This is a genomic window from Micromonospora sp. CNZ309 (assembly GCF_002846525.1).
Genome location: NZ_PJNG01000001.1, coordinates 5,746,364 through 5,765,029, shown reverse-complemented (window position 1 = coordinate 5,765,029; position 18,666 = coordinate 5,746,364). Strand labels below are relative to the sequence as shown.

The following is an 18,666-nucleotide window of genomic DNA, read 5'->3' as shown; positions in this document are numbered from 1 at the left end:
GGTCGTTTCCCCGCCAAGAGTCCCGACCCGTCCCGCGCTCTCCCATCCCTCAACTGATGAAGGAGGGCGTGATGCCCACCGTAGTTCCCCTTGCCCTGAACCGCCCTGAGGGCCGCTGCTCGTCGGGGTGGTGGTCCTGATGTCCCGTACCCGTCTGGTCGGCCTGCGGCACGCCTACCGCGAGGTGGAGGCGGCCGTCCGGTCGGCGCTGCGGTTGCCGCCGGCTTCAGCGCGGGTGTGCGCGATCCGCTGCCCCCGCTGCGAGGAGTGGGTGAAGCCGCGCCGCTTCGACCTGCGTCGCATGTCCTGCCGCTCCTGCATCTCGACCCTGGCGCGTCCTGGCAGGGGTGGGGATCTGTGCCTCTGATCAACATCATCCCCGGGGAGAAGATCCCCGTCGCGCCGATGAACATGCGCCTTCCGGCGTGGCGGGTTCCGGGTTGGCTGCTGGTGTTCTGGTGGCTGGCCCGGGGCCTGTTCCGCCTCACCGTGCTGGCGGTGCGGTACTGGTGGCTCACCACCCCGACCGTGGCCGCTCTGTGGGTGCGAGTCGAGTACGGGGGCCTGGTCCTGGCCGGCGTCGTCCTGGCGCTTGCCGCCGGCTGTGCGGCCTGGTGGCGGTGGCATCCGTCGTCGTGGCTGCGCCTCGGCTGGTACCCGATCGTCAGCCGCGTCCGCGCCCTGGTGGTCTATCGGCGGCGGTGGGCTTCGGTCATGGCGACGTGTGGGCTGGCAACGGCGTTCGCCGGTGACCGGTACGTGCCGCAACTGCTGCGGGTGCGCTGTGACCGCTACGGCGATGAGGTGACCGTGCGGATGCTGCCCGGGCAGATCCCGGACGACTGGGGGCAGGCCGCAGAACGTCTCGCCTATGCCTTCCGCCTCCGGCAGGGGCAGGCACGGTCTACGGACCGGGCGGATCAGGTCGTGCTGCGGTTCCTGCGTCGTGACCCGCTCGCTGCTGTCGTCGGTCCGCTGCCGGTGCCGGTGGTGCCGGAGCTGGGCGGGCTGGCGCTCGGTGTGTGTGAGGACGGGCAGCTCTATGGGCTGCGGTTGACCGGGTCGCACGTGCTGATTGCGGGGGCGACGGGGTCGGGCAAGGGGTCGGTGTTGTGGTCGCTGATCCGCGCCCTGGCCGGCGGTGTGCGGTCGGGGTTGGTGGAGCTGTGGGCGTTCGATCCCAAGGGCGGCATGGAGTTGGCGGCGGGGGTGCCGCTGTTCGCCCGGTTCTCCTATGAGGACCCCGACGGCATGGCCGGCGTCCTGGAAGAGGCTGTGAAGCGGATGCGGTTGCGGGCGGCCCGCCTGCGCGGCGTGGCCCGCCAGCACACGCCGACGCCGGATGAGCCGCTGATCGTCCTGGTGGTTGACGAGCTGGCGGCGCTGACGGCGTATATCACCGATCGGAAGGTCCGCGACCGGATCAAGGAAGCCCTCGGCCTGCTCCTGTCCCAGGGGCGCGCGGTCGGGGTGCACGTGGTGGCGGCGTTGCAGGACCCCCGCAAGGACGTCCTGCCATTTAGGGACCTGTTCCCCACCCGCATCGGGCTGCGGCTGACTGAGCCAGAGCAGGTGGACATGGTCCTCGGCGATGGGGCCCGCGACCGGGGCGCGCTGTGCGACCGCATTCCCGAATCGACACCCGGTGTGGGCTTCGTGGTCCTCGACGGCGTCCGTGAACCCGTGCGGGTCCGGTTCGCCTACCTCACCGACGACGACATCCGCCAACTCGGCCGCGACTACCGGCGGCTCTGCGACGACACCGACAACGACGAGCAGGAGGTGACCCGGTGAAGGCCAACGCGGACCGGGTGGAGGGCGTGGTCCTGGTGCTCATCGTCCTGACCGTGGGCGGGCTGGCCGGGGCTGCGTCGTTCACCCACGTCCACGACTGGACCATGGCCAACTCCCCAGCCGGTACCGGGGACTGGTTCGGCTGGGCCAACGCCGCCATATCCGAACTACTTCCCCTCGCGGCTTTGCTGACGATCCGGCGGCGGCGCCGCACCGGCGGGTCGATCGGGTACCCGATGTTTCTGCTCGTCTGCGCCGTCGCCCTGTCGCTGTCGGCGCAGCTCGCTGTGGCCAAGCCGGGCGTGTCTGGGTGGCTGCTGTCGGCCGTGCCGGCGCTGGCGTTCCTCGGCCTGTCCAAGCTCATCTTCTCCACCACCCCCGCCGCCCCGGCAGGGGTGCCCGTCGACAAGCAGGCAGACGCCGACGGCTGGGGCGACGTCCCGCCCGGCTACAACCCTGTCGACGACCGGCCGCCCTTCGACGTCGCCGACGAGGACCAGGCGGTGACCCTCGCCGTCGTCGACGAGGAGCAGGCAGTGAACGTCGCTGTGGAGGCCACCGACGAGCAGCCTCGCGCGGCGGCGTTCCGCTCGGTTCCGGTGGTGCCGGTGGAGCGGCGGCCGGGACTGGTGCCCGTGCCGGCGGCGGCGTTCGCGCCTCGCAACGGGAGCGTCTTCGGCGGGGAGCGTGACCGGTGAGCCAACTTGAACTCGTCCCCACGACTCCCGTTGAGCAGCCCCGACCGGGGTCACGGGCGGACCGGATGCGCAAACCCTTGGCCAAGGACGCGCTCAAGCAGCTCGCCGAACAGAACGGCGTTTGCGTCCGTCCCCTCGCCCTGCGGCGCACCGACACGGCTACCGGTCTGACCGAGGTGGTGGAGGTGCCCTGCGGGGCGACCCTCGCCGTCAAGTGCAAGCCGTGCGCGGAGCGGGGCCGGCGGCTGCGCATCCAACAGATCCGCGAGGGCTGGCACCTCGCCGACGAACCCGCCGTCCGCCCCGACCAACCCGGTGAAGACGTCCTCGCCCTCGTGCGGGTCCGGGCACACCTGGAATTCGAGCGCGAGGCCGCGCAGTACCAGCCGATGACCCCCGACGAGCGGGCCGCCCACCTGGCCGAGATCGATGCTGCGATAGCCGAGCTGGACGAAGCCCTCGCCGAAACCAGCCTGCGTGGGCACCTCACACCGAAGGACCGGGACGAGCGGCCCCGGCGCAAGCGGTCGACCCGGCGGCGGCAGGACTCGCCGGACCTGCCCCGGCTGCCGGTCGACCCCCGCACCGTGGGCCGTGCCTACTCTGGCAAGGCCGGCAAAACCCACCGCCCGTCAATGCTCGTCACGCTCACCCTGGGCTCGCACGGGCCGGTCCACTCCCACCTACGGCGCGGCGCCTACGTCGCCCCGTGCGAGTGCGGCATCCGCCACGGCCAACACGATGACGTGCTCGGCACTCCGGTCGCCCCGTCTGCATACGACTACCGGCGCGCAGCCCTGGACGCGATCCACTTCGCGCGGGTCCTCGACCGGTGGTGGCAGAACGTCCGCCGCGCCGCCGGCTGGAACGTCCAGTACGCGGGCGCCGTCGAGCTGCAACGCCGGCTCGCTCCGCACGCGCACTTCGCGATCCGCGGCACGCTGCCCCGGCGGCTGCTCAAGCAGATCGCGGCGGCCACCTACCACCAGGTGTGGTGGCCGCCCTTCGACGAGCTGGCCTACGCGGTCGACAAGCCACCGGTCTGGGACGTCGACCGACAGGCGTACGTCGACCCGAAGACGCGCGAGCCGCTGCCCAGTTGGGGTGAAGCCCTCGACGCCTTGGAGGAACCCGACAGCCGACCCGCCTACGTCGCCCGGCTCGGTCGGATCGACGCGCGGGGGATCGAGCAGGGCACCAAGGATGCGGAGCGGTCCATCCGCTACGTGACGAAGTACGTCACCAAGGACCTGACTGACCAGGCCAAGCCGCGCTCCGACGCGCAGAAGGCGCACTTCGACCGGCTCCACGCGGAACTCGCTGTCCTACCGTGCTCGCCGACGTGCGCGAACTGGCTGCTGTACGGCGTCCAGCCCGACGGGGTCAAGGCCGGCTTGACCCCCGGACGGTGCACCGGGAAGGTCCACCAACGCTCCACCCTCGGCTTCACCGGCCGGCGCGTGCTCGTCTCCCGGCAGTGGTCCGGCAAGACCCTGGCCGACCACCGCGCCGACAACCGGTCCTGGGTCCGGGCCATCCTGGCCGGCGGTATGGCCGACACGGAGGAGCACGACCAGGCGGCCGACGACGCGGACGGGTCGAAGCGGTACCGGTTCGAACTCGCCCGACCCGAAGACCCCGACGTGCCACCGCTGGAACACCGGCTCTTGCGCGCGATATCCGCCCGCATCCGCTGGCGCTCTGACCTCGACACCGCCCGGCTACGAACAGCCGCCGCCGTTTCGGCAACCGATCAACCCGCCGCGCTCGCGGCCTGAACCCTGGGGAGGAAATCATGTCCATCATCGTGCCGTTCGCGCCTCGGCAGGCCGGGCCTCGTGCTGGCGACGTCGCCCCCGGCGACTGCCCGCCTCAGCCGGTCCGGGCCGTCTACACGGTCAAGGAAGTGGCCGCGATGCTGTCCCTGTCGGTCAGCTCGGCCTATGCGCTGGTCCGGGCCGGGCAGATCCCCGCCGAACGGCTGGGGCGGCGCTGGGTGGTGCCACGTAGCCGCTTCCACGCCTGGCTGGACGGCGCCTCCGGTCAGCTTCCGGCAACGGGTACCGACACGCCGCGCGGGGGCTGGTGATCGTGGGCTTCGTGAGCAAGACGCCGGCCGGTACGTACCGGGCGAACTGGCGTGACTCGGCTGACCGGCAGAAGGCCAAGACGTTGCGCACCAAGAAGGAGGCGAACGCCTTCCTGGCCGAGGTGGAGGGCGCGCTCAACCGGGGGACGTACGTCGACCCGCACGCGGGCCGGATGCGGTTCGGTGAGTTCGTGACGCGCTGGCTGGCCGGGCGGTCGGTGGAGGCGCGGACGGCCGAGCGGACGGATTCCATGCTGCGGGCTCATCTGCTGCCGCAGTGGGCGGACTGGCCTTTGGCAAAGATCGACTACCTGGCGGTACAGGAGTGGGTGACCACCCTTGGCCGGACTCTGGCGCCGTCGACGACGGCGAAGCACCTCGGGATGCTGTCGATGATCATGCAGACGGCGATCCGGGCGCGCCTGATCGCGGTGAATCCGTGCGAGGGGGTGCGGGTGCCGCGTAACCGGGCGCGGGAGGCTCGCGCCGGCACGATCAGCCGGGAGGCATTCTTCGGCCGGCTGCTGCCCGCCGCGCCGGCCGAACACCGGGGGATCGTCTGCGCCGCCGCCGGGGCGGGACTGCGCTGGGGTGAGTGCGCGGGCCTGCCGTGGGAAGCGGTCGACCTCGATCGGGGGTTGCTGCACGTCGCCCAGGTGGCGGTGGAGACCCACGGCGGAATCGTGCTGCGGGCGTACCCGAAGACTCGGGCCGGCGTGCGGACGGTGCCGATGCCGCCGTTCCTCGTCGACGAGCTGCGTCGGCGGCGCGGAGCCGCGGCGCCGGACGGGCGGGCGTTGGTCTTCGCCGACCGGGACGGCGGACCGCAGCGGCGGTCGAACTTCCGGCGGCGGGTGTGGCTGCCGTCGTTGGTGCGGGCCGGGCTGCTCGGACGGGTGGCCGAGGTGGCGCCGGGCCGGTGGGTGGCGTCGTGGCCGGACCGGGACGGCCGGGAGCAGCGGGCGGAGTTCGCCGACGAGGCGGCGGCGGTGGCGCACGCGGCGGCCTCGGCGTTCGGCGGGCTGCGGTTCCACGACCTGCGGCACTCGTACATCACGTGGTTGGTGACGGACGGGGTGCCGGTCAACGTGGTGCGGCGGGTCGTGGGGCACGAGAAGGCGTCAACGACGCTCAATCGTTATACGCACACCCCGGACGACTACGCCGATCGGGTGCGGCTGACGTTCGCTGACGATTCGCTGACTTTCCGCCCGGCGCCCCGCCCAGTCGGCCTCGGAGAAGTGCCTCTACCAGGTCGGGAGCGCTTCCGGGAAAGGGACGACCCCCGTCGGGGGGAGACGGGGGTCGTCGAAGGTTCGGCTCCGGGGGGGTCGAGCCGAACCCACTCGGCGGTCACGGGGGGTGCAACCGCCGAGGGTCTGCCTGTTGTACGAGATGTGAACACTCGTCGCGTCGTCAAGTCTGCCTGAGTGGACCTGTATACGTCGAGTGGTGTTGCCTCCACTCCCCGCGAAATAATGTTCGCAGAGTGTGACCATCGTCACTATGCGCGAAGGTGGGTGGGGGCCGGCCCGCAGGTCCGAGGGGTCGCCGGGCCCCGGGCACCCGCCGACCATAGACCATCCGGCTAGACTTTCGCGCCGTGGGCCGAAGTGCCGCTTTCTTCGATCTGGACAAGACCGTCATCGCCAAGTCGAGCGCCCTGGCGTTCGGCCGGCCGTTCTACCGGGACGGCCTGATCACCCGGCGTGACGTGGTCAAGTCGGCGTACGCGCAGCTGATGTTCCGGCTGGGCGGCACCGACGAGCAGACCATGGCCAAGACCAGGGACTACCTCGCCGCGCTCTGCAAGGGCTGGCAGGTGGAACAGGTCCGCCAGATCGTCGCGGAGACGCTGCACGAGCTGATCAACCCTTACGTGTACGCCGAGGCCGCCGCCCTCATCGAGGAGCACCAGGCCGCCGGGCGGGACGTCGTCCTGGTCTCCGCCTCCGGCGAGGAGATGGTCCGGCCGATCGGTGTGCTACTCGGGATCACCGACGTGATCGCCACCCGGATGGGCGTGGTCGACGGCCGCTACAGCGGCGAGGTCGAGTTCTACGCCGCCGGCCCGAGCAAGGTCGACGCGGTCGGCGAGCTGGCCACCGAGCGCGGCTACGACCTGGCCGACTCGTACGCCTACTCCGACTCGTACAGCGATCGGCCGCTGCTGGAGTGCGTCGGCCACCCGTCGGTGGTCAACCCCGACCGGCAGCTGCGCCGGCTGGCGGTAGAGAACTCCTGGCCGGTGCTGGAGTTCCGGCACCCGATCCCGCTGGGACGGCGGCTGCGCGAGCGCCCGGCCGTGCCGGTCGCCGCCGCGGCGCTGGGCGTGGGCGTCGGCGTGGCCATCGGCATCGCCTGGTACGGCCGCCACCGCCGTACCCGCACCACCCCCGCGCCCGCCTGAGCCTGAGCGCCTGAGCCGCGAGGACGGTGGCCGGCGCCGCCAGCCGGGGCCGCGCCGACCTGAACTCTGCGGCGGCGTGCACCCAGGCGGCACAACGCGCGCAGCCCGACAACCGGGCACAACGCGTGGACGGGCCAGAGCCGGCTTCCAGGCGTCGGCCGGCTCAGGCCGCCGCGAGGACCTCGTCGCCGATGGCGGTGAGCTGGTCGGCGCCCACCTCCACCGCCGCCATGTAGTGGCGCAGCCAGGAGCGCAGGCCGTCCGGGGTGCCGGTGGCGAAGGCGCCGGCCGAGCCGACGTACTCGGGCTCGCGCTCGTGGTGGCCCACGTCCACGGCGAGCAGGCCCCGCGGGTCGAGCCCGCTGGACAGCAGCACCAGCCGGGCGGCGCCCCGGGCCACCACCCCGGACGGCCCGGCGAAGGGGCGCAGGTTCAGCAGCTCGCCGTGCACGACGGCGGCCAGCACCAGCGGCGGGACCTTCGTGCCACCGGCGACGAGCCCGGCCAGCGCGTCCAGCCGGGCAGCGACGACCGGGTCCGCCACCGGCCGGCCCAGCTCAGCCTCGCCGACGACGTCGCGGGCGGCGAGCACGTGCAGCCGGGCCAGCGCCTGCCGGGGCGCCTTCGGCCAGAGTTCGGACAGCCCGGGCAGCGCCCCGGCGACCCGCAGCGCGCCCTGCACCACCGGCTCGGTCACCGTTCCGGCGCGTACCGCCTCGCGCTCGCGGGCGTACCCCTCCAGGGCGGCGCTGGCCACCGCGGACCGGAGGCTGACCTCGGCCGCGACCTGGCCACCGTGGCGGCGCAGCGCGCGGTGCCCCAGTGCCTGGTCGAACCGCTCGCGGGCCCGCTCCACGGCGGGAGCGACGTCGGCGAGCGCGAGCAGCGGGGCGAGCGGGTCAGCGGTCACCCCGTCACGCTATCGACTGCCCGGCGCGACCCGCCGGCGAGCCGCCCGGAAGCGACCACCGCCACCCGCGGCCGGTCGGCCGGCGAGCCCTCCCGGACAAATGGCGTCGGCACGGCGGCCCGCGTCGCCGTCCGGCGCGCGGTGGGGGCCGCTCGGCGCGCGTCGGCCGGACCGGCGGTCGCCCGCACCGGCCGCCACGACTAACCTCGTGCCCTAGAGAGACGCAGGTCACCTGAGCGACGAGGGAGTACGGCATGAGCGAGGCATTGGCCAATCTGCTGAACGAGACGCGCCAGTTCCCGCCGCCGGCCGAACTCGCCGCGAACGCCAACGTCACCGCCGACGCGTACGCGGAGGCCGAGGCCGACCGGCTGGCGTTCTGGGAGCGACAGGCCGGGCGGCTGACCTGGGCGCGGCAGTGGGACCAGGTGCTCGACTGGTCGAAGCCGCCGTTCGCGAAGTGGTTCGTCGGCGGGCAGCTCAACGTGGCCTACAACTGCCTGGACCGGCACGTCGAGGCCGGGCTGGGCGACAAGGTCGCCATCCACTGGGAGGGCGAGCCGGGCGACACCCGGACCATCACGTACGCCGACCTGCACCGGCTGACCTGTCAGGCGGCGAACGCGCTGACCGACCTGGGCGTCACCGCCGGTGACCGGGTGGCGATCTACCTGCCGATGGTGCCGGAGGCGGCGGTCGCGATGCTCGCCTGCGCCCGGATCGGGGCCACGCACAGCGTGGTCTTCGGCGGCTTCTCGGCCGACGCGCTGACCAACCGCATCCAGGACGCCAGCGCGAAGGTGGTGATCACCGCCGACGGCGGCTACCGCCGGGGCAAGCCGTCGGCGCTGAAGCCGACCGTGGACGAGGCGGTGGCGAACTGCCCGTCGATCGAGCACGTGCTGGTGGTCCGGCGTACCGGCGAGGAGGTCGCCTGGTCGGCGAAGGACCGCTGGTGGCACGAGACGGTCGAGACCGCGTCGGCCGAGCACGCCGCGCAGCCGTTCGACGCCGAGCACCCGCTGTTCATCCTCTACACCAGCGGCACCACGGCCCGTCCGAAGGGCATCCTGCACACCACGGGCGGCTACCTGACCCAGACGTCGTACACGCAGCACGCGGTCTTCGACCTGAAGCCGGAGACCGACGTCTACTGGTGCACGGCCGACATCGGCTGGGTGACCGGGCACTCCTACATCGTCTACGGTCCGCTCTCCAACGGCGCCACCCAGGTGATGTACGAGGGCACCCCGGACACCCCGCACAAGGGCCGGTTCTGGGAGATCGTCGACAAGTACAAGGTCAGCATCCTCTACACGGCGCCGACGCTCATCCGCACGATGATGAAGTGGGGCGAGGACATCCCCGCCGGCTACGACCTGTCCTCGCTGCGCCTGCTGGGCAGCGTGGGCGAGCCGATCAACCCCGAGGCGTGGATGTGGTACCGGCAGCACGTCGGCGGGGGTGAGCTGCCCATCGTGGACACCTGGTGGCAGACCGAGACCGGGGCGATCATGATCTCGCCGCTGCCGGGCGTGACGGCGACCAAGCCGGGCTCGGCGATGACGCCGCTGCCCGGGATCGTCGCCGACGTCGTCGACGACCAGGGGCAGTCGGTGCCGAACGGCGGCGGTGGCTACCTTGTGCTGCGCGAGCCGTGGCCGTCGATGCTGCGCACCATCTGGGGCGACGACAACCGGTTCATCGAGACGTACTGGTCGCGCTTCGAGGGGATGTACTTCGCCGGGGACGGGGCGAAGAAGGACGACGACGGGCACGTCTGGCTGCTCGGCCGCGTCGACGACGTGATGCTGGTGTCCGGGCACAACATCTCCACCACGGAGGTGGAGTCGGCGCTGGTCTCCCACCCGTCGGTGGCCGAGGCGGCGGTGGTCGGCGCGACCGACCCGACCACCGGGCAGGCCATCGTCGCGTTCGCCATCCCGCGCGGCACCACGGACACGGCGGGCGAAGCCGGCGAGAAGCTCATCGCCGAGCTGCGCAACCACGTGGCGAAGACGCTCGGCCCGATCGCCAAGCCCCGGCAGATCATGCTGGTGCCGGAGCTGCCGAAGACCCGTTCGGGCAAGATCATGCGCCGGCTGCTACGCGACGTCGCGGAGAACCGCTCGCTCGGTGACGTCACCACGCTCCAGGACTCGTCCGTCATGGACCTGATCTCGTCCGGCATGGGCGGCGGGAAGTCCGACGAGGACTGACCCGCGTACGCCCCGATGGGTGACGGCCCGCGCGGGCCGTCACCCATCGTCGTTTCTTACGCGTGGGCGACCGGCCGGATGCGGGCTGTCACATCGGTCGGTCGGGTGAGTCTGGAGAAGCTGAACGTACACAGGCAGACGTCGACCCCTGTCGTTCCCCTGTTTTCTGTTCTAGGTTCACGCACGTCGGGTCGGTTCGATGGACGTCACATCGATGGAGGGCCGGCCGACTTCCTCCTCCCCCATGCCCGAGAAACGGAGCGGCATGAACAGAAACCCGCAATCCGGGTCGCGTCGACGCCTGCTCGTCGCGCTGCCCGCCATCGCCCTCGCCGCCACGTCACTGACCGTGACCGGTGGCGCGGCGGCGGCGGAGCCCGGCCCCGCCCGAGCCACGATCGGGGCGGACGAGCACTACATCAACTACGCGGAGCCGGCCGTCCAGCCGGACAGCAGCGGCCGCGAGGTCAAGGGCAAGGGCGGCGTCTACGCCCCGGCGGTCGAACAGGCGCGCGCCTTCGACCGCAAGTACGCCCGCGGCAACCCGGTCGCGGCCGAGCAGCTCGCGAAGCACGAGGCCAAGTCGATCATGACGGGCAAGAGCCCGCGGCAGATCAAGAAGGCCCCGACCACCCAGACCGCCAAGCTGCTCACCCTGCTGGTGGAGTTCAACGACCAGGCCAACGACGACTTCACCGGCGTCATGGTGCCGAAGACGGTCTTCGAGGACCGGACCTGCGTCCCCGGCACCGTGCAGAACGGGCCGAAGCACAACCGGATCCCGAACCCGGCGAACCTGCCGCACGAGGACAACAACTCGATGTGGGTGCCGGACTTCTCGCCCACCCACTACGACAAGATGCTCTATTCCAAGAAGGGCATCACCGAGCGGGTCCGCAAGGACCTGCGGGGCCCCGACGGCAGGCGGGGCATCGACCTGACCGGCCGCACCATGCACAACATGTACCTGGAGATGTCCAAGGGCGCGTACACGGTCGACGGGCAGGCGAGCCCGTGGATCACCGTTCCGCACTCCGAGGGCTGGTACGCGGCCTCGCGCTGCTTCCAGGACGAGAACGGCGACTGGGTCCCCGGCCGCCAGCAGTCGATGAACGGCCACCCGGACAACCCGCAGGGCGCGGGCCGGCTCGCCACCGACGCGATCGACGCCCTCGCGAAGATGGACCCGAACTTCCCGTGGGCCGACTACGACATCGAGGACCAAGGCGACCGCGACGGCGACGGCAACCTCTTCGAGCCGGACGGCGTGATCGACCACCTCGTGCTGGTGCACGCCGGGCAGGGCAAGTCCCGCGGCGGCGGCGCCGAGGGCACGTACGCCGTCTGGGCGCACTCGTCGACGGTGGCCGGCGGCTACACCATCCCCGGCACCAGCCTCCAGGTGTCGAACTACATCGTGCAGCCGGAGGACGCCGGCGTCGGCGTCTTCGCCCACGAGTTCGGCCACGACCTGGGCCTGCCGGACCTCTACGACACCTCCGGCAACGCCGACTCCGACGTCGACTTCTGGGACCTGATGGCCTCGGGCTCGCACTCCGGCGAGATCTTCCAGGCGCTGCCGACGCACATGGGCCTGTGGGACAAGTGGGTGCTCGGCTGGGCCGACCCGCTGACCTTCGCGCCCGGCTCGGACCCGCGTGCCGTGCAGCTGGGCCAGACCTCGCGGACCCCGCGCGGCACCCAGGACGGCATCAAGGTCGACCTGCCGGACAAGGTGATCACGCTGGCCACGCCGCACAGCGGCGCGAACATGTGGTACTCCGGCGCCGACCAGGACTGGGCGGACGTCAAGATCGCCCGTCAGGTGGCCGTGCCGGCGGCGGCCGACGCGAAGTTCTGGATGTGGAACAACTTCGTCATCGAGGCCGACTGGGACTACGGCTTCGTCGAGGTCTCCACCGACGGCGGCACCACCTGGACCGAGCAGAAGGTCTACGACTCGACCGGCAAGCTCGTCACCACGAACGACGGCTACGCCGACCCGAACGGCCGGATGGTGGACTTCGGCAACAAGAAGTACGGCCTGACCGGTGACACCCACGGCTGGCGGCACGACTACGTGGACCTGTCGGCGTACGCCGGGCAGACCGTGCAGCTGCGGCTGCGCTACGCCACCGACGAGGCGTTCGCGGAGCGCGGCTGGTTCGCCGACGACTTCTCGGTGACCGGCGGTGGCGCCACCACGTGGAGCGACGACGTCGAGGGCGGGGCCAACGGCTGGACGGCGACCGGCGGCACCTTCGTCGACACCACCGGCCAGGGCTGGCACATCGACACCGGCACCTCGATCCAGGCGCACTACTACCTGGCCGAGTGGCGCAACTTCGACGGCTTCGACAAGGGCCTGAAGTACACCTACGACACGATCTACTCGCGCGACGCGTGGAAGGTGGACCGGGTCTCCTACAACGCGCCGGGCATGCTGGTCTGGTACCGCGACACGGAGCGGGGCGACGTCAACCACACCACGGCGCAGATGACCGCGCTGCCGAGCTACGGCGCCAAGGGCGGTCTGCTGATCGTCGACTCGCACTTCGACCCGTACCGCCGCACGGGTGAGGCGGCCGTCAAGGACCCGTCGGTGCTGGACAACCTGCCCAGCCGCCCGCAGTCCGCGAACGCGGCCTTCTCGCTCAAGCCCACGTACCCCTTCAAGGAGTGCCTGGAGGCGGCGGACGAGCCGTACAGCGAATACTGCACGAGCTTCGGCCCGCAGGCGCCGGTGCGGGGCTTCACCGACGCGAAGGGCTGGTACCCGGGCATCGAGATGCGCGACGGCTCGCCGTACGCGCGGGACAACGACGCCTCCGTGGTCGTCCCGTCGAAGGGCAACGCGCCGTACACGACCCGGGTCACCAACCCGGACGGTACGCCGGCGACGTCCTACTACGGGGTCACCCTGGGCGGCGGGGCGATCGTGCTGGGCACCGGCAACCCGGGTGACCAGGGCGTGTCCTACGGCGTCACCATCACCATCAAGCGCGCCGCGTGGGACAACTCGTACGCGACGGTGTACGTCACGCCCGCGAGGAACTGACCCGAGGGTCGGCCGAGCGGTGACAGGCGGGGCCCGTCCGGGAGCACACTGCTCTCCGGGCGGGCCCTGCCCCGTGTTCGCGGAGGCCGCGCTCCCGCGAGCCGGAGTCGAGCCGACGGCCCACCCCGTGACGATTTCCGGGTTCCCAGCGCTCCCCTAAGGGGACCTCAGAACCGCCGTCACTCACAGTGATCGTGGCCAAAACGTGATGGGAAAACACGTCATCCGTGGGCGGCTTTTGGATCGCATTTATGCGCATTTACGGGCCCAGACGTGCGTTCTCCAGCGCCAGTCAACCCGTGACAAGCGCCCACGCGCTCTGTAATGGTGAGTGCCGCATCACATGACGGGCGCGGCTCGTACCGCCCTCGTCATGTAACAGATCCACAAAGGAGGAGGACCTTTGAGGAGACGAGTCACAGCCGGTCTGGCCTCGGCCGCGGCCGCGCTGCTGGCGGCGGGAGTCGTGTCGGCGCCGGCCTCCGGCGCACCGGCCGCGGACCCGACCCCCGGTTCCGACAAGGCGAAGCACCGCAGGGACAACCTCCCCGATCCGAAGTCGGATCAGCAGCGGGAGCTCCGGAAGAAGGCCATCGCCGACCTGCTCTCCGGCAAGGCCAAGCTTCAGACACGCAACGGCTCGAAGGTCATCCAGGTCAAGGACGACCTGTTCGTCGAGTACCAGCAGGCACCGAAGACCGACCCCATCTTCACGATGCTGGTCGAGTTCGGCGATCAGACCGACCCCCGGACCGGTGGAGCTGCCGGCCCGGCGCACAACCAGATCGCCGAGCCGGACCGCAACTGGGACGGCAACTCGACCGACGACAACAGCACGCTGTGGCGGCCGGACTTCAACCGGGCGCACTACCAGGACATGATGTTCGGTCCTGGCGAGTCGATGCGGGACTTCTACCACAAGCAGTCCGGCGGGCGCTACACCGTCAACGGTGACGTGTCCGAGTGGGTGCAGGTTCCGTTCAACGAGGCCCGCTACGGCAGCAACGCCATCCCCGAGTCCGACGGGTACTGGAACTTCGTCAAGGACACCGCCACCGCCTGGTACCAGTCCCAGGTGGCGGCCGGCAAGACGCCGGAGCAGATCAAGCAGTACCTGGCCCAGTTCGACATCTGGGACCGGTACGACTTCGACGGCGACGGCGACTTCAACGAGCCCGACGGCTACATCGACCACTTCCAGGCGGTGCACGCGGGCGAGGGCGAGGAGGCCGGCGGCGGCGCCCAGGGCGAGGACGCCATCTGGTCGCACCGGTGGGCGGCGTTCCCGAACCTGGCCGGCAGCGCCGGTCCGGACGCGAACAAGGCCGGCGGTGTCCAGATCGGCGACACCGGCATGTGGATCCGTGACTACACCACCGAGCCGGAGAACGGTGGCCTGGGCGTGTTCGCCCACGAGTACGGCCACGACCTCGGCCTGCCGGACCTCTACGACACGGCCGGCGGCGACAACGGCGTGGGCTTCTGGAGCCTGATGTCCTCCGGTTCGTGGCTGAGCCGCGGCAAGGACGACATCGGGTCGACCCCGGGTTACATGGACCCGTGGTCGAAGCTCTACCTGGGCTGGCTGAACTACTCGGTGGTCGAGGAGAACAGCGGCACCACCCGGGTCACGCTCGGCCCGGCCGGCGACAGCGACGGGCCGAAGGCCCAGGCGGTCGTGGTCAACCTGCCGGCGCAGACCCAGACCACCAGCTACAACACGCCGTTCGGCGGGTCGTACGAGTGGTGGGGCGGCAGCGCGGACGACCTGAACACCACGCTGACCCGTCAGCTGGACCTGACCGGCACGACGTCCGCGTCGATCACCGCCAAGGCCTGGTACGACATCGAAGAGGACTACGACTACCTCTACGCCGAGGTGTCGACCAACGGCGGTGCCACCTGGACGGCACTGAGCAACTCGTCGGTCGACGCCGGCGAGACCGGGGTCGACGGCTCGACCAGCGGCGCCTGGGTGGACCTGGCCTACGACCTGTCCGCGTACGCCGGGCAGACCGTGCAGTTCCGCTACCGCTACCAGACCGACGGCGGCGTGCACCTCGCCGGCGCCTTCCTGGACAACGTGTCGCTGGTCAAGGGCGGCACCGTCGCCTGGACCGACGACGCCGAGACGCTGGCCGCCGAGTGGACCGCCAAGGGCTTCACCCGGATGACCGGCGCGGTGACCGACTCGTACCCCCGCTTCTACATCGCGGAGAACCGGTCCTACGTCGGCTACGACGACACGCTGCGGACCGGCGGGTACAACTACGGGTTCAACAACACCCGCCCGAACTGGGTGGAGCGGTTCTCGAACCACCCGGGCATGCTGGTCTGGTACGTGAACTACGCGTACGGCGACAACAACACCTCGCAGCACCCGGGCTACGGCCTGAACCTCCCGGTGGACGTCCGGCCGAACAAGATCACTGTGGATGGCCAGGGCACCATCACCAACCGGCGCAACGGCTTCGACGCCACGTTCAGCCTGTACGCCAAGCCGGCGCAGACCTTCCACCTCAACGGTGTCCCGGTCACGCTTCCGGCGCTCGCCCCGCAGCCGGTCTTCTCCGACAGCGGGCCGAACAGGTACTGGACGGCCGGCAACCCCTGGAACTCGGTGAAGGTGGCCGGTTCCGGCACCCGGATCGAGATCCTTCAGCAGGGCACCAACCCGACCGACGACATGGTCGTCAAGGTCAGTAACTGACGATCGGGGCACTCGTGGGGCCGGTGGCGGTGACGCCACCGGCCCCACTTTTCGCGTACGCGATCACTCCTATCGAAAACCGTCTCTTTCTTCTCCGGGCCGGCCGTTCGCGCTGCTCACGGCGTCGATGAACGGCCGGCATGTGACGGTGAAAAGCATTCCCAACAAAACTTTGCAACAAATCGACGCACGCATCTTCCCACCGGTCACACGAGTGTCTATGTTCACCATTGGTCCCACTAGTGGGATCGGTCTCCACCGGCCCGTACCCCCGTTGGGCCGGTTCCCTCACACCGGAGGTACCACGTGCGCAAAGTCGCAGTGGGTCTGCTCGGGCTTTCGCTGACGGCGACGGGACTGGCGTTCGGTTCGTCCGCCACCGCCGCGCCGCAGCCGAAGTTGCCGACGGCCGCTCCGTCGGTCGCCGAGCCAGCCCATGTCGACCACGACCTGCCGAACCCGCTGGAGGACAAGCGTCGCGCCCTGCGCCAGGAGGGCCTGAGCGACGTCCTCTCCGGCCGGGTCAAGCCGCAGAAGGTCAACGGCAGCACGGTCGTCAAGGTCGGCAAGACCCAGGCCGAGGGGGCCAACGCCCGCTCGACCCGGGCCAACGCCGCCACCCAGACCGAGGACCAGTACGTCGAGCTCTCCCGGGAGAAGACGGACCGGATCTTCGTCATCCTGGCGGAGTTCGGCAACGAGCGGCACCCGAACTACCCGGACCAGGACACCGACCCGGACACCGCGGGTCCGACCCGGTTCGACGGGCCGCTGCACAACGAGATCCCCGAGCCCAACCGGGCGGTGGACAACTCCACGGTGTGGCAGGCGGACTACAACGCCGACTACTACCGCAAGCTCTACTTCGGCACCAACCCCGGTGACGAGTCGGTGAAGCAGTACTACGAGGCCCAGTCCTCGGGTCGCTACAGCGTCGACGGCACCGTCACCGACTGGGTGAAGGTGAAGTACAACGAGGCCCGCTACGGCCGCTCCGGCGGCTACCCGTGCGCCTCGAACGTCTGCACCAACACCTGGGCGCTGGTCCGCGACGCCGCGAACCAGTGGGTCGCCGACCAGAAGGCCGCCGGCCGCACCGACGCCCAGATCGCCGCCGACCTCAAGGCGATGGACGAGTGGGACCGGTACGACCACGACTCGGACGGCAACTTCAACGAGCCGGACGGCTACATCGACCACTTCCAGATCGTCCACTCCGGTGGCGACGAGGCCGACGGTGACCCGTACCAGGGCGAGGACGCCATCTGGAGCCACCGCTGGTACGCCTTCGCGTCCGACCAGGGTTCGACCGGCCCGGTCGGCAACCCGCTCGGCGGCACCCAGATCGGCAACACCGGCCTCTGGATCGGCGACTACACCATCCAGCCGGAGAACGGTGGCCGGAGCGTCTTCTACCACGAGTACGCCCACGACCTCGGTCTGCCGGACGACTACAACGTCACCAGCGGTGGGGACAACAACAACGAGCACTGGACCCTGATGGCCCAGAGCCGGCTCGGCGCCAAGAACGACGCCGGCATCGGTGACCGGGGTGGCGACCTCGGCGCGTGGAACAAGCTCCAGCTCGGCTGGCTCGACTACGAGGTGGTCGTCGCGGGGCAGAAGCGGACCATGACCCTCGGCCCGCAGGAATACAACAGCGACGAGGCGCAGGCCGTCGTCGTGGTGCTCCCGAAGCGTGACTACACGTTCGAGCACGGCGCCCCGTTCGAGGGCTCCAAGCAGTTCTTCTCGGGCAACCGGGACGACCTCAACAGCACGATGACCCGGACCCTGGACTTCACCGGGAAGTCGTCGGCGTCGCTGTCGATGAAGGGCCGCTACAACATCGAGGCCGACTACGACTACCTGTTCTTCGAGGCGTCGCTGGACGGCGGCCAGTCCTGGGTGACCCTGCCCGGCACGGCCAACGGCCAGCCGCTGAAGGAGATCTCGGCCGGCCGCTACGCGCTGGACGGCAGCAGCGGCGGCGAGTGGGTCGACGTCGTCATCCCCATGGACGTGGCGGCGGGCAAGGTCGCGCAGTTCCGGCTGCGCTACCAGACCGACGGCGGCGTCTCCGAGGGTGGCTTCTACGGTGACGCGATCACCGTGACGGCCGACGGCCAGACCGTCCTCTCCGACGGCGCCGAGACCGGTGCCGCGGGCTGGACGCTCGCCGGTGGCTTCGAGACCGCCGAGGAGAGCTACACCAAGGCGTACGACAACTACTACATCGCGGGCACCCGGCAGTACATCTCGTACGACAAGTACCTGAAGACCGGCCCGTACTTCTTCGGCTACCAGAACACCCGCCCGGACTACGTGGACCACTACGCGTACCAGGAGGGTCTGCTGATCTCCTACTGGAACACCCGCTGGGCGGACAACGACACGTTCGCGCACCCGGGTGAGGGTCGCAACCTGATCATCGACGCGCACCCGCGGCCGATCTACAACCTGACCGGCCAGCCCTGGCGGTCCCGCGTCCAGGTCTACGACGCGCCGTTCAGCCTGAAGAAGGCCGACTCGTTCACGCTGCACCTCAACAGCCAGCCGCAGTACATCCGTGGCCAGGCCGCGCAGCCGCTGTTCGACGACACCAAGCAGTACTGGTTCCCGGAGCTGCCGAACCACGGCGTCAAGCTCCCGGCCACCGGCACCAAGATCAAGGTCCTGGAGAAGGACGGCCTCAACACCAAGATCCGCATCTCCTGATCCGCTGATCCCGCACCACCAGCACCACGCGATGCCCGGGCAGGTCACCTGCCCGGGCAT

12 protein-coding genes are annotated in these 18,666 nt (G+C 70.4%); 11 read left to right on the top strand and 1 reads right to left on the bottom strand.

Going from position 1 to position 18,666, the window contains the following annotated elements; translation table 11 throughout:
- Positions 1-139: 139 nt before the first annotated feature.
- The 7 genes from CLT72_RS24620 (at position 140) to CLT72_RS24585 (ending at position 6,991) form a co-directional block, all read left to right on the top strand.
- On the top strand, positions 140-367 hold the full coding sequence (locus CLT72_RS24620; RefSeq protein ID WP_486484320.1) for a hypothetical protein: 228 nt from the start codon (positions 140-142) through the stop codon (positions 365-367).
- A complete protein-coding gene (locus CLT72_RS24615) occupies positions 358-1,794 on the top strand; it encodes an FtsK/SpoIIIE domain-containing protein (protein ID WP_101413793.1) in 1,437 nt (478 codons plus the stop codon). The genes CLT72_RS24620 and CLT72_RS24615 overlap by 10 nt, the downstream gene beginning before the upstream one ends.
- Positions 1,791-2,492: a DUF2637 domain-containing protein gene (locus CLT72_RS24610; RefSeq protein WP_101413792.1), complete on the top strand. Its 702-nt coding sequence runs from the start codon at positions 1,791-1,793 to the stop codon at positions 2,490-2,492. The genes CLT72_RS24615 and CLT72_RS24610 overlap by 4 nt, the downstream gene beginning before the upstream one ends.
- A gap of 65 nt (positions 2,493-2,557) precedes the next feature.
- Positions 2,558-4,270 carry a replication initiator gene (locus tag CLT72_RS24605; protein ID WP_486484319.1) on the top strand — a complete coding sequence of 571 codons (1,713 nt, stop codon included), beginning with the start codon at positions 2,558-2,560 and terminating at the stop codon, positions 4,268-4,270.
- Between the two features lie 17 nt (positions 4,271-4,287).
- The gene (locus CLT72_RS24600) at positions 4,288-4,581 is read left to right on the top strand and encodes a helix-turn-helix domain-containing protein (RefSeq protein ID WP_101413790.1); all 294 of its coding nucleotides are present in this window, start codon (positions 4,288-4,290) and stop codon (positions 4,579-4,581) included.
- 11 nt (positions 4,582-4,592) lie between these two features.
- On the top strand, positions 4,593-6,011 hold the full coding sequence (locus CLT72_RS33030) for a tyrosine-type recombinase/integrase (protein ID WP_486484318.1): 1,419 nt from the start codon (positions 4,593-4,595) through the stop codon (positions 6,009-6,011).
- 173 nt (positions 6,012-6,184) lie between these two features.
- On the top strand, positions 6,185-6,991 hold the full coding sequence (locus tag CLT72_RS24585) for an HAD family hydrolase (RefSeq protein WP_101413789.1): 807 nt from the start codon (positions 6,185-6,187) through the stop codon (positions 6,989-6,991).
- 163 nt (positions 6,992-7,154) lie between these two features.
- On the opposite strand, the gene CLT72_RS24580 is transcribed toward CLT72_RS24585, so the two are convergent.
- On the bottom strand, positions 7,155-7,901 hold the full coding sequence (locus CLT72_RS24580) for a Fic family protein (RefSeq protein WP_101413788.1): 747 nt from the start codon (positions 7,899-7,901) through the stop codon (positions 7,155-7,157).
- Positions 7,902-8,155: 254 nt separating this feature from the next.
- Between CLT72_RS24580 and acs the strand changes: the two genes are divergently transcribed.
- The 4 genes from acs to CLT72_RS24560 all read left to right on the top strand — a co-directional run bounded on the left by acs (position 8,156) and on the right by CLT72_RS24560 (position 18,606).
- Positions 8,156-10,120: an acetate--CoA ligase gene (gene acs, locus CLT72_RS24575; RefSeq protein ID WP_101413787.1), complete on the top strand. Its 1,965-nt coding sequence runs from the start codon at positions 8,156-8,158 to the stop codon at positions 10,118-10,120.
- Positions 10,121-10,385: 265 nt separating this feature from the next.
- Positions 10,386-13,178, top strand: a complete 2,793-nt coding sequence (locus CLT72_RS24570) for an immune inhibitor A domain-containing protein (RefSeq protein WP_101415365.1) — start codon at positions 10,386-10,388, stop codon at positions 13,176-13,178.
- A gap of 403 nt (positions 13,179-13,581) precedes the next feature.
- Positions 13,582-15,888, top strand: a complete 2,307-nt coding sequence (locus CLT72_RS24565) for an immune inhibitor A domain-containing protein (protein ID WP_101413786.1) — start codon at positions 13,582-13,584, stop codon at positions 15,886-15,888.
- A 321-nt stretch (positions 15,889-16,209) separates the two neighbouring features.
- Positions 16,210-18,606 (top strand): immune inhibitor A domain-containing protein, encoded by a 2,397-nt coding sequence (locus CLT72_RS24560; RefSeq protein ID WP_101413785.1) that lies wholly within the window; start codon positions 16,210-16,212, stop codon positions 18,604-18,606.
- Positions 18,607-18,666 lie beyond the last annotated feature (60 nt).